Source organism: Trichothermofontia sp., assembly GCF_053493415.1.
This window is the reverse complement of the sequence record NZ_JBRCAD010000059.1, coordinates 1-12,754: the sequence shown is the minus strand read 5'-3', so window position 1 is coordinate 12,754 and position 12,754 is coordinate 1. Positions and strand designations below refer to the sequence as shown.

7 protein-coding genes and 1 tRNA gene are annotated in these 12,754 nt (G+C 58.0%); 7 read left to right on the top strand and 1 reads right to left on the bottom strand.

Features of this window, described 5'->3' with window-relative positions; genetic code table 11:
* Positions 1–262: 262 nt before the first annotated feature.
* Entirely contained in the window at positions 263–3,088 is a 2,826-nt protein-coding gene (locus ACWIUF_RS05150) for an ATP-dependent Clp protease ATP-binding subunit (protein ID WP_448571190.1), read from the bottom strand.
* A gap of 193 nt (positions 3,089–3,281) precedes the next feature.
* On the opposite strand from ACWIUF_RS05150, the gene ACWIUF_RS05145 reads away from it, so the two are divergent.
* The 7 genes from ACWIUF_RS05145 to ACWIUF_RS05115 form a co-directional block, all read left to right on the top strand.
* Positions 3,282–5,903, top strand: coding sequence for a hypothetical protein (locus ACWIUF_RS05145; protein ID WP_448571189.1), 2,622 nt, complete (start codon positions 3,282–3,284; stop codon positions 5,901–5,903).
* 318 nt (positions 5,904–6,221) lie between these two features.
* Positions 6,222–6,294, top strand: a tRNA-Phe gene (locus tag ACWIUF_RS05140).
* A complete protein-coding gene (locus tag ACWIUF_RS05135; protein WP_448571188.1) occupies positions 6,265–7,857 on the top strand; it encodes a bifunctional folylpolyglutamate synthase/dihydrofolate synthase in 1,593 nt (530 codons plus the stop codon). Before ACWIUF_RS05140 ends, ACWIUF_RS05135 begins: the two co-directional genes overlap by 30 nt.
* A 21-nt stretch (positions 7,858–7,878) precedes the next feature.
* A complete protein-coding gene (locus tag ACWIUF_RS05130) occupies positions 7,879–10,209 on the top strand; it encodes a heavy metal translocating P-type ATPase (protein WP_448571186.1) in 2,331 nt (776 codons plus the stop codon).
* Between the two features lie 138 nt (positions 10,210–10,347).
* Positions 10,348–11,118 carry a Uma2 family endonuclease gene (locus ACWIUF_RS05125; protein ID WP_448571185.1) on the top strand — a complete coding sequence of 257 codons (771 nt, stop codon included), beginning with the start codon at positions 10,348–10,350 and terminating at the stop codon, positions 11,116–11,118.
* Positions 11,119–11,220: 102 nt separating this feature from the next.
* Positions 11,221–11,805 carry a DUF3038 domain-containing protein gene (locus ACWIUF_RS05120; RefSeq protein WP_448571184.1) on the top strand — a complete coding sequence of 195 codons (585 nt, stop codon included), beginning with the start codon at positions 11,221–11,223 and terminating at the stop codon, positions 11,803–11,805.
* A gap of 86 nt (positions 11,806–11,891) precedes the next feature.
* Positions 11,892–12,754 (top strand): DUF4335 domain-containing protein (locus ACWIUF_RS05115; protein WP_448571183.1); only part of this gene is annotated, 863 nt, incomplete at its 3' end.

Below are 12,754 nucleotides of genomic sequence, written 5' to 3'. Positions count from 1 at the left end.
AGGAATGCCTTCCACCCCATAGAGTTCACCAGTTCACTCAGCAGCCTGACCCAAAACCCTGGCTTTGGTATACAACGGTTGGCGATCCGGCTAGCCAAGGGGATATCCACTCTCACCACGCGTTTTGCTGGAGAAAAGCACGGCAACAGGTAACAGTTTTCTTATTGTCTCACTATGGATTCAGTTTAGCAAGGGACAAATCCGTATTTCTATGGAAAATTCCGCTGGGGTCTCTGTAGAATCACGATCAGTATCCGCACCCCTACGGGATAGCCACGGCTAGGGGCTGCCTGTCCTTGTGGGCAAACTGAAGACCATGCTCATCGGGGGCATCCACCACGATCGTATCGCCTTCGGTAAAGGTATTTTCCAGAAGTTTCATGGCCAGAACATTTTCCAATTCCCGTTGTAGGGCACGTTTCAACGGACGGGCACCATAGATCGGATCGTAGCCCACATCCGCAATATAGGTGAGGGCTGCATCCGTCAGTTCCAGGCTAATTTTTTGATCGGTCAACAATCGCTCAATGCGGCGGACCTGAATATTCACAATCTGGCGCAGTTCCGCCTTGGACAAGGTGTGGAAGTGGATGATGTCGTCCACCCGATTGAGAAATTCGGGGCGGAAGTGGCTGCGCAGGGCCTCAGTCACCCGGTGTTGCAGATAGGTCAGGAACTCTGCCAGTAGGGCTTCCCCGGTTAGCGATGCCAGTTGGGTTGTGCGCAGGATTTGGTCACGGAAACGGTGGGCCATGCGTTTTTCCACAATCCGAGCCAACCAGTCAAAGGCGACTTCCCCCGATACCCCGGCCAGGGTCAAGCCTTCGTTGTCTAGGGCAGCCTGGAGTTGGTTGGGCACATCCACCATATCGAGGACGTATTGGGAGCCGATATTGCTGGTCATCACAATGACGGTATTGCGGAAGTCGATCGTCCGCCCTTGGGAATCGGTAATCCGGCCATCATCCAGGACTTGCAGCAAGATATTAAACACGTCCGGGTGGGCTTTTTCCACTTCATCCAATAGCACTACGGCGTAGGGATGGCGACGGATCGCCTCCGAGAGTTGGCCCCCTTCGTCGTAGCCGACATAGCCGGGTGGGGCACCGATCAGGCGGGAGATTGCGTGTTTTTCCATGTACTCGGACATGTCGATCCGCACCAGGGAGTCCTCAGTATCAAATAGGGCTTGGGCCAATGCCCGCGCCAGTTCGGTTTTACCCACACCCGTGGGTCCCATAAACAGGAAGGAACCGATCGGACGACCGGGATCTTTCATCCCCGAGCGTGCCCGTCGAATCGCCGCCGCGACGGCGGCAACCGCTTCCGCTTGCCCAACCACGCGCTGGTGGAGGTAGGTCTCTAGTTGCAGGAGTTTTTGGCGTTCGGATTGCAGGAGGCGACTGACGGGAATGCCGGTCCACTTTTCGACAATTTCGGCAATATCCGCTTCGGTTACCTGTTCCCGCAGCAGGCTCGTTCCCTGGGTTTGCAAGTCCTGTAATTGGCTCTCCTTGGCTTCGCGATCGCGCTGAATATTTTCCAGTTGACCGTATTTCAACTGGGCCGCTTTATTGAGGTCATAATCCCGCTCGGCTTGCTCAATTTGAACTTTTAGCTGATCCTCTTGTTTTTTCAGTTGATTGATCTCCTCCAACAGGTGTTTTTCACCTTCCCATTGGGCAGTCAGTTCCTGTTGACGGACTTGTAGTTCGGTGATCTCTAAATCAATTTTTTCCAGTCGATCCTGGGAAGTCCCAAAAGTCCGGGCTACCCCCGCCTGCTCTCCTTCGAGCGATCGCTTTTCCATTTCCAATTGCATCAGGCGACGATCGAGGGTTTCCAATTCCGTTGGCTTGGAGGTGATCTCCATCTTCAGTTTGGCGGCGGCCTCATCGACGAGATCAATGGCTTTGTCGGGCAGGAAGCGATCGGAAATGTAGCGATTGGATAATGTCGCCGCACTCACCAGCGCCGAGTCGGTAATCTTAACGCCGTGGTGAACTTCGTAGCGATCCTTGAGGCCTCGCAGGATCGAGATCGTGTCTTCAACGCTGGGTTGACTCACCAGGACCTGTTGAAACCGCCGTTCGAGGGCCGCATCCTTTTCAATGTGCTTGCGGTATTCATCCAGGGTGCTGGCCCCAATACAGCGCAATTCTCCCCGCGCCAGAATGGGTTTGAGCAGGTTGCCCGCATCCATTGTCCCCTGGGCGGCCCCAGCCCCCACCACGGTATGCAGTTCATCGATAAATAGAACGATTTGACCGTCCGAGTGGGTAACCTCGTGCAGCACCGCCCGCAGCCGATCCTCGAATTCCCCCCGGTACTTGGCTCCGGCAATCAGGGACCCCATATCCAGGGAGATGAGCAACCGCCCCTTGAGGGATTCGGGCACGTCGCCGTTGACAATCCGTTGGGCCAGCCCTTCGGCGATCGCGGTTTTCCCAACCCCGGGTTCCCCAATTAACACGGGATTATTCTTAGTGCGCCGGGAGAGGACCTGCACCACCCGCCGGATTTCCTCGTCACGACCAATCACCGGGTCGAGTTTCCCGGCCCGTGCCAATTCCGTGAGATCCCGTCCGTATTTTTCCAGAGCCGCGTAGCGGTTTTCGGGACTTTGGTCGGTGACCTTTTGGCTGCCCCGTAGACCCCGAATCGCCAACTCTAGGGGTTTCTGCTCCAGGTTAAAGGTTTTGAAGAGACGGCGACCAATGCGATCGTCTTCCCCCAAGGCCAGCAGCAAGTGTTCAACGGAAATATATTCATCCTGGAGGGCCTTGCGGGCCAGTTCCGCGCGATCGAGCAAGACATCTAATCCCCGCCCCAAATACAGTTCCGTTGTTTCCCCCATGACCTTAGGTTGGCGCTGAGCAAAAGCTTCCAATTGTTGTTGCCATTTGGTGGGGTCCTGCTCCGCCTTGACTAAAATTTTGTCCGCTAGGCCGTCTTCCTGATCCAGCAACGCGAGGATTAGATGTTCAACCTCTAACTGCCGCTGGCGATAATGACGGGCGACATCCTGGGATTGGACGATCGCTTCCCAGGCTTTATCAGTAAATCTGTTCGGATCAGTCGGTTGCATAGGGGCAGGGGCAGGCAGCTAGCAAGGGGTGAGAGAACAACAAGAACTGGGTTTACTCTAGCAACTTTCCCCGCGAATAAAAACGGACGGCAAGGGCTAGCCAAGGAGGGACTGGACGGGGCATATCCATTTTCCGGACAAACGGGCTAAAGTGAAAGGCAAGCGCTAGCGACAGGTTGGGATGTGGGCCGGGATGAACGAGCAGGATGAGGAGCCGATCTCCGAGGTAGTCAGCGATGACCTCGTTGGGGATAACCCCAACGATCCCCTGCCCATTGCCGATCCGTTGCTACCAACCCTGGAAGTGGGGGCAATCCGTCGCAAACTTCAATCCCCGCCAGCCGCAACGCCAGCCCCCGCCTATCGTGGTTCCGGTGGCCAACCGCCCCAAACCCGCCCCCCGCGATCGCGCAGCATCCCCACAGGGGGACCGCGGCACCCCAACGCGCGACCGAGCAAGTATCGACACTTCAGACAACGGCCTCGCCGGGAATCGCACCTCGGCAACAGCCTCAAACTGGGCTTGACGATCGTCAGTCTGACGGCGGCGATCGGCCTCATCGGTGGGGGCCTCTGGCTAGGGACGCGCCTCATGCTCAATCCCAATCAGGCCACCTGGCTCAATCGTTGGTTACCAGAGTGGACCCGCATCCCCATTGACCAGCCACATCCCCCCCAGACGCTCGCCGACATCCGGACGGAAATCCGTCAGGTTGGGTTAATACCGGGTGACCTTATCCCCCTCAGTACCCAACCGTCTGCCACTAACCCCACCGCCGTGACCGCCTGGTTACTGCCCATCTCTTCACCCACACCTTGTCCCAAAAGCCTAGCAACGATCCGCTCCACCTGCGATGCCCTGGTCGAACTGCGTGTGTACCAGTCTGGGACTGAAGCCCCGCTAGCGGCGACCGACCAACCCGAATACCGCCGCGTTCAACAACTGATGGTGGCGGGGCCTGCCGAATCCTTTGTGTTGGCCGCCCTGCTTCCCCCCACCAGTGCCCCGGATGCGGCCCCCCCTGGCTCGAACCAGCCCTTACCGCTTATGGATCTGCGTCGTTTTGAAGGCACGACGCTACCCGGCCTTTGGTTTAGCCTGAGTGGCCAACGGGTGCAGAACGCTCAGACCATCCTCTATGGACAAGTCCTGTTCTATAACCCGGAACAGTTACACCTCAGTTTACTGGCCCCGTGGGTTAGTCCTGCCAACCAATCCCCAACTTGGCAAGCGGTGACGGGGGGAGGATACCCGGAGTTAGTGGTCAACCAAACCCTTGATCTGGAACCGAAACTGGTGGTCTACCAACTATCCCCCCGCAACTTCCTGCTAAGTCCCTGGGACCTCACCCCCATTCCCCTCGTTCCCCCGGCCCTGAATGATGCTGCCTATCAGCAGGCGCTCAAACTGGCGCAAGTGGGGCTGTGGTCGCCCGCGCTGCAACAACTAGAAACCATCAGGACAAGGGGAACTCCCTGGTCAGACTTGGCCCAGGCCCAGATGGATGTGATCAAGCTCCAGGCCCGGATTACGGCCCTCCAGGCCGAGCAAACCTGGGTGAGTGCCAGCGAGCAGGTCCTCGCGAACTTATTGGATGGCCGTTGGCAGGCGGCGCTGGCTATCTTTGACCAAAGTGCCGCGAAACGACTGGAGATCGCTAACCTACTCCAAACTGATTCAGGGCGGCTATGGCGGCGGCTGGAAACGGCCCTAGCCATTACCCCCGATCAAGTGGCGCTCCAAACCTGGGGTGCGTTATTTATCCAGGCCCAGCGCGGCTACGAAGGTGCGATCGCCTGGGTACAACAGCAACGACCCATGGACGCCACCCGTGAGGCCAGTATCCGGCAGCGTCTGGATTTACTCCAGGCCGCCGAAGCTGAGCAAGCGCTCCCCAGCCATTTCGGCCAGATGATCGGCTCCGTCACGGCGATCGCGGCTCCCAACCCCACTGACTGGCTCCGACCGGATACCGTCCCCCACTTAGATAGCCCAGCGGATCAGCAATGGTATCGCATCCAGGTTCTGGGCTTTCACGATGGCCAACAGTGGCAGCACCCTCCCTTCCCCGACCTCACCCTGTCGCCCACCACCGCCACCCAACAACTGTGGCGCTTACTGGGCCTCAACACCGATGATCATGTCCAACTAGTGACCTGGCAGACCCATGAGCAACAGGAGGTAACCCTCAGTCAGGTGAAAGCCGTCCGCTTCCAGCAAGGCGTCCTGGAACTGTTGGCCCTGGGGCCTGCCTTGCCCGCTGGGGAGGCAGATACCTCCCCGCCCCTGGCCCTCAGCGGCACAGCAGCTCGTCTGCTCCTACAGCCGCCCACCCTTAGCTTGGCCACTTTGCATCAACGGGATGCCGCCCAGAGTGAACAAATCTTTACGGCCCTCTGGCGCGATCTCCAACGGGCGGGCCAGATCCCCGACGGCGTTACCCCCAAGCTAGCCAACTGGTTACCCTGGCTGGGCCATTGGTCGGTGCAGCAGGTGCCCCTCACCGATCGCGACAAAACCGATATGGTCTTTAGCCTGGGAGCTGAGGAATTGGCCACCCTGAAAGCCCTAGCCACCCAAACCCAACCCCAAGCCCCCCAAACCCAGCCGCGTCGCACGATCATTCTGTCCCATGCGGGTCATCTGATCTATAGCGAGTTCACGGCAACCCCCAACCAACGGTTAACCGCGATCGTGGCCCTGAATCCCCAGGAAACGGCCTATTTGCTCGTCAGCGATCGGGTGGCATCTGCCGCAACCCCCCTCGGTTACCGTTTACAACACTGGTCCCCTAGCCAGCAGGGATTTCGTTAAGGGCCAGTTAAGATAGAGGTAAGGCCCTAAGGGCACCCCCCGTTCAGAGTTGCCCAAGGTTAGCCAAAATCTAGCTTGCCAAGTTGCCCCTTGACTTGCTAAGTTAATAAAGCGCTAAAACAACGCTAGTGCAGTACATAGTGAACGTAGCGTTCGTAGTATGGGCTTTAGCCTAGAACGACTAAAGTCGTGACTATCAACGTTATAGCGTTCGTAGTGTGGGCTGTAGCCTAGACTAAAGTCGTTGCTACCAACGTTGAAAAACCTTATGTTTACTGTACTTAAGTTGCTTAGGTGTCAATTATCTTAAGTTCCCTCGCCGGGATAGCTCAGTTGGTAGAGCAGAGGACTGAAAATCCTCGTGTCGCGAGTTCAAGTCTCGCTCCTGGCATTGTTAGTTGGTACCCTCACCTCTGACGCATCGGGGGGGGCGATCGGGCAGAATAATGGAGTTGTCTGTAGCCATCTTGAACCTAACCCCGTGGCCTTTCACCCAACGGCATCGACGGATTCGCCCGCTCCCGACGGGCCGATCACTGCCCTACTCAGCCCCTTCCAGCGCTTTGGGATACGCCTGGACCTTGAACGGGTTGAGCGGCTATTGGCCCAGTGTGGCAATCCCCATCACCGCATCCCGATCGTCCATGTCGCCGGGACCAATGGCAAAGGCTCGGTGTGTGCCTACCTGTCATCGATCCTGACGGCAGCGGGCTATCGGACTGGACGCTATACCTCCCCTCACTTGGTTAGTTGGACAGAACGGATCTGCTTGAATGAAGCCCCGATCGCCCAATCGGATTTCCTGGCCATTCTGAATGAGATCATCACTCGGTTGCGTCCCCAACTCGCCCGCAGCGAGAATCCGGCAGTGGCGGCAACGTTGCCCACCCTGTTTGAAGTCCTAACCGTTGCGGCCTGGATGTATTTTGCCCAGCAGCAGGTGGAGATTGCCGTCATTGAGGTGGGCTTGGGGGGGCGGTTGGATGCCACCAATGTCTGCGATCGCCCCTTGGTGAGTGTGATTACATCCCTCAGCCGAGAACATTGGCAGGTATTGGGGCCAACGCTGGCCGATATTGCGCGGGAAAAGGCGGGGATTCTGAAGGCGGGTTGTCCGGCGGTGATGGGTCCCCTTCCCGATGAGGCCGCTAGGGTGGTGCGGGCTAGGGTGGCGGCGTTGGGGTGTCCCGCGACGTGGGTGACGGCGGCTGAGGCAATCGCAGCGCCCCAACAAGGTCGAGAGACTCAAGCAGAAAAGGTTCAGGGAGAGGGGAGCAATGCACCTAGGGAGACGCTAGGCGATCCCGGTGGGGTCGGAGAGCCGCCTTGGGCACGAGCCTATGGGGTGACCTATCCGTTAGCGTTGGCGGGGGAGTTTCAGTTAATTAACTCGGCGATCGCGATCGCGACGATCCAGCAACTTCAGCAGCAGGGTTGGCAAATCAGTGAGGCAGCCATCCAAACGGGAATGGCCCAAGCCCGGTGGCCGGGACGCATCCAGTGGACGACTTGGCAGGGACACCCCTTGCTCCTGGATGGTGCCCATAACCCGGCGGCAGCGGCTGTGCTCCGGACCTATCTCGATCGCCGGCCAGGGTCAACGTCGGCTCCCCACCCCCACTTCTGGCTGATGGGGATGCTGGCGACCAAAGAGCATGACTCAATCCTGGCGACCCTGCTCCGACCCGGCGATGCCCTCTATCTGATGCCGGTCCCTGGCCACAATAGCGCTGACCCGCCAGCGTTGGCGACCCTGGCCCATTCCCTGTGCCCCGACCTGCAAGATTGCCAAACCTGCCCCGATCTCGGCACCGCCCTGACAAGGGCAGGTGAAGCTCGGCGACGGTTTTTGGCGGAAAATTCTCGTGAAAACGTGGCCTCTTGCATTGCACCCCTGGTTCTTTGCGGATCACTCTATTTAGTGGGGCAATACCTACAGCAATCCGCCCCCTAACGTATGGTAAGGAGGAAGACCATGACCAGCCAGCTTCTACGCCTAAAGGGTATGGGATGTGCCGCTTGTGCCGATGCGATCGAACGTGTCCTGCGCCAAACACCGGGGGTGGTGACCTGTAGTGTCAACTTTGGGGCGGAGCAAGCCAGCATTGAATATGACGAGCAGCAGGTGGATTTAGCCACGATTCAACAGGCGATCGCCCAGGCGGGTTATGAAGCGATTCCCTGGGAAACCCTAGCGGAGTTTGACCTAGGCAGTGAGGCTGATCCCCTTGCCCGCCAAGAGGCGATCCTGTTTCGGCGCAAATTGATTCTGGGTGGGGGTGTCAGTATTATTTTGCTGCTAGGGGGATTGCCGATGATGACGGGGCTACCCCTGCCCTGGATTCCCCACTGGCTCCACCATCCCTACCTGCAACTGGTCCTGGCAACGCCCGTGCAATTCTGGTGTGGTCGTTCGTTCTATAGCGGGGCCTGGAAGGCGTTGAAACGGGGGGTAGCCGATATGAATACCCTGGTGATCCTGGGGACAAGTGCGGCCTTCTTTTATTCCCTCTTGCCCACCTTTGTCCCGGCCTTCTTCCAGGCGCAGGGGCTACCGACAACGGTGTACTACGAAGTTTCGGCATTGATTATTACCCTGATTCTGTTGGGGCGATCGCTCGAAAGCCGAGCCAGACACCAAACCTCGGCGGCTATCCGCCAGTTGATGGGCCTGCAACCTCGGACCGCCCTGGTGATTCGGGATGGTCAGGACATAGAGATTCCGATCGCCCAGGTGCAGGTAGGGGACCAGGTCCGCGTCCGCCCCGGTGAAAAAATTCCAGTGGATGGGGAAGTGGTGGCAGGCACCTCCAGCGTCGATGAGTCAATGGTGACGGGGGAAAGTTTGCCCGTGGCGAAACAACCGGGGGATGAGGTCATCGGCGCGACAATCAACAAAACCGGGTCCTTCCAATTTCGGGCAACCCGCGTGGGTCAGGAAACCGTGTTAGCCCAAATCGTGCAACTGGTACAGGCAGCCCAGGCGGCCAAAGCGCCCATTCAAGGGCTAGCCGATCGGGTCACGGGCTGGTTTGTGCCAGCGGTCCTGATCGTGGCGATCGTCACCTTTGGGGTGTGGTTTTTCCTGGTCGGCGAGATCACGCTGGCGTTGGTGACAACGGTCAGTGTCCTGATCATTGCCTGCCCCTGTGCCTTGGGGCTGGCAACGCCAACCTCCATTATGGTTGGTACGGGGAAGGGGGCGGAACAGGGCATTTTAATCAAGGGCGGCGATAGCCTGGAACTGGCCCACCAGATCCAAACGATCGTCCTCGACAAAACCGGAACCTTGACGGTTGGCAAACCAACGGTCACCCAATTTGTCACCCGTGCAGGGACAGCCAATCAACAGGAACTGAAGCTCCTAAGGCTGGTGGCTGCGGTCGAGCGCTATTCCGAACATCCCCTCGCCGACGCGATCGTCCGCTATGCTGCAACCCAGGGGATTGCCACCCATGAAGCCGATCTGCCCACCGTCACTGACTTTGTGGCTTTGGCCGGACGCGGAGTACAGGCCAGGGTATCGGACCATTGGCTACAAATCGGTACCCAACGCTGGTTCCACGAACAAGGGATTGAGGTGAAGGTGGAACCCCTCTATGGCCGCTCCCTGGCCTGGGAAGCTGAGCAACAAACCGTGGTGTGGGTAGCGATCGACGGCAGTGTCGAGGCGATTCTGGCGATCGCCGACGCCCTGAAACCCACGGCGGCTGAGGTCGTCCGAGCGCTAAAACAGTTGGGTCTGCGGGTGGTGATGCTCACGGGCGACAACCGGGCAACGGCAGAGGCGATCGCCCAGCAAGCTGGCATTGACACCGTGTTTGCCGAAGTTCGCCCGGATCAAAAAGCCGCAGTGGTCCAGTCTTTGCAAAATGTGAAACCCCCACAAAATTCAAAATTCAAAATTCAAAACTCAAACAGCGATAGGACGATCGTGGCGATGGTGGGGGATGGGATTAATGATGCACCCGCGTTGGCCCAGGCCGATGTCGGGATTGCGATCGGAACCGGGACAGATGTGGCGATCGCGGCCAGTGATATTACACTGATTTCAGGCAATTTGTGGGGGATTGTGACGGCGATTCAATTGAGTCGAGCGACGATGAAGAACATCCGACAAAACCTGTTTTTCGCCTTTATTTATAACATACTGGGGATTCCGATCGCAGCGGGAATTCTCTATCCGTTCTGGGGGTGGTTGCTGAATCCGATTTTAGCGGGAGCAGCGATGGCCTTTAGTTCGGTTTCAGTCGTCACCAACGCCCTCCGGTTACGCCAGTTTCAACCCCGACCCCCGGTTGCATGATCGGGACCATTACTTCAGACCCCACCCTGAGTGGATGCTGGCCCGATCTGGGAGATCCAGAGTGGGTGCGGCCAGAAAGCAGCCCAGAGAATTTCGAGCCTCTTACAATAGGAAAATCCCCATTACCTCCCAAGCGTCATGACTTCTAGCCATTTCCAATCTCTCGGTATTGCCTTGCCCCCCACCCAACTTGATCTACCTTACGACGATGGTGAGCCGATGGAGACCCAGCGCCATAAGAGCCAAATGGATTTATTGATCGATGCGATCGAAGGTTGGCTAGAGAACCGTGATGATGGCTATGTCGGCGGTAACATGTTTGTCTACTACAGCCTAGCCCAGGTCAAGAATCAGGATTTCAAGGGTCCCGACTTTTTCGCGGTCCTCGGTGTCCCCAAGGGAGAACGACGGAGTTGGGTGTGTTGGGAGGAGGGCAAGACGCCTGATGTGGTGATTGAATTACTTTCACCCAGTACTGCTAACTTTGATAAAACCGAGAAGAAGCTAATCTACCAAGATCGCCTCCATGTACCGGAATACTTCTGGTTTGATCCCTTTAATCCGAGCGATCGGGCTGGATTCCAACTCAAGGGAGGGAGCTACCAACCACTGGCATTGGGTCTCCAGGGAGAATTGGTCAGCCAGGTTTTACAGCTAGCCCTCGTCCTTTGGACAGGTCCCTACAAAGGGATTGAGACCACCTGGCTACGCTGGGCAAAGCCGGATGGAACGCTCCTTCCCACGGCCCAAGAACACGCACTCCACCAAGTCGAGGTTGAACGCCAACGGGTGGCGCAAGCCCAACAACAAGCCGAACAAGCCCAACAACAAGCCGAACAGGAACGCCAGCGAGCTGAACGTCTAGCAACCCAGTTGCGGGCAATGGGCATTGATCCAGAGACGCTTTAGGATTGTAAGTTGGAGGTTACAGAACCGGTAACCACGCACCCTAAACGAGTTCTATTTCCTATCCTGGGAGTTATAGAGTTATCCGTGAAGCCATCGAATCCTGTGTCACCCGTTGAAGCGTTGACGCTGCCAGAGACACCCGCTCCAGAGCAACTCGATAATATCAAGGCGCATCTGGATCTCGTCCTGCTCGCATTGGAAGCCTTGGCGGGAATTGGCTCGGAGGCCATGCTACAAGCAGCGGCTACCCTCGAACTCACGGAAATGCTGCCCGATCGCATTGCCCTGTGGCGTTTACGACAGGCTAATCCCCTCCGCAAGAGCCAAGGGGGGCGGAAAAAGTTGGATGTTGATGAGGCCCGCGCCCTGGTTTTGATTAGCAGCCATTTGGCCACCCAACACCAAGAACTTGTCCGCCGTGCCGTTGCCCTACTGGAACAGATGACCGCTCAGGGACAGGCTCCCTATCGGGCCGCTTTGCTGGGCGATTACCTCGATCGCTTTAGCAATACCTACCAGGAGCGAATGGAGGCAGGCGATACCGTGCCGCCTGCTGCCCTCAGTCGTCTGGCCCTCAAGCTCCTCATTGACCTTTTGTTCTATAGCGGTGCCAGTGGTCCCCGGCGGCTCTGGTTATCGCTCCTCGATCGCGCCAAATCCCCGATCGCGACCGCCAAGGAAGCGTAACGGTTCTGTTGCCCGCTGCCTACGGCCTCTCTCCTGATTGCCTATTGCCCCTCTCCTCTCTCCTCTCTCCCCCAAACGTTATCGTTATGTTTGCTGCCACCACCCTCCTCCGTCGCTATACGCCCCCAACGTGCACCTTGGAACTGTATGCGCAACAGTCTCCCTTGTCGCGCTGGGCTAGCCGTCCGGTGGTCCGGGATTTGCGCTTTCGGCTGCATTTGGATGATCCCCGTCTACCCGACGAGCAGCGCACAACCCTCCAGGGTGATCGCCAACAATTAGAGGCACTCCATACGGTCGTCGAAACCTATGTACAAGCCCAACTCGCGGAGACGGAATGGGAGCTAGGGACACTGGCAAACACCGTTCTCAAGGTTTTGTCGTTAGACCCGGCCTCGGAGGCGGCGCAACCGGTTGCAGATACCCCCGCAGCCGCGATCGCGCCGCCTAGTCCCACCCCAGCCTCATCGGCAAAGGGGCAAGACCTGAGGGTAGCCGCCCCGGCGAAGGCCTCTTACCCAGAGCCGCCCTTGCCAATGGGGGCACGATCGTCCGCCGGTACGCCTCCGGAGCACCGGAATTCCCTTCAGCTTGAACCCGATGGGGGTCTCTATCATCGGCTGTACCTTGGCCCCTTGGCGACGGCAGCCATTGGTGACACGGTGCAGTTGAGTACGTTGCAATTGTTTGACCTGGTCACTGCACTGGATACCTATAGTGAGGAGTTAATGGCCCTGCCCGAAACCTTGGGGAGAGCCTGGTTTAAGCCGTCGATCACGTGGGCGCGGACGGCGGCGATCGTGATCGTGGTGATCGGGGTGGCCACTTCGGTGGTCCGCCTCGTGGAGCAGCCCCAAGTCGCCATGCAGACAGCCGTCCCCACCGGGAGTGAGGGCGCGAGTAGCTATGACCAACGGCGCGAGTCGGTGGCGGTTACCCCCCTCCCCAC

Excerpts from the sequence above, each read along its gene's own strand:
- ACWIUF_RS05145 (WP_448571189.1), top strand. The coding sequence starts at position 3,282 with ATGAACGAGCAGGATGAGGAGCCGATCTCCGAGGTAGTCAGCGATGAC.
- ACWIUF_RS05150 (WP_448571190.1), bottom strand. The coding sequence starts at position 3,088 with ATGCAACCGACTGATCCGAACAGATTTACTGATAAAGCCTGGGAAGCG.
- ACWIUF_RS05125 (WP_448571185.1), top strand. The coding sequence starts at position 10,348 with ATGACTTCTAGCCATTTCCAATCTCTCGGTATTGCCTTGCCCCCCACC.
- ACWIUF_RS05130 (WP_448571186.1), top strand. The coding sequence starts at position 7,879 with ATGACCAGCCAGCTTCTACGCCTAAAGGGTATGGGATGTGCCGCTTGT.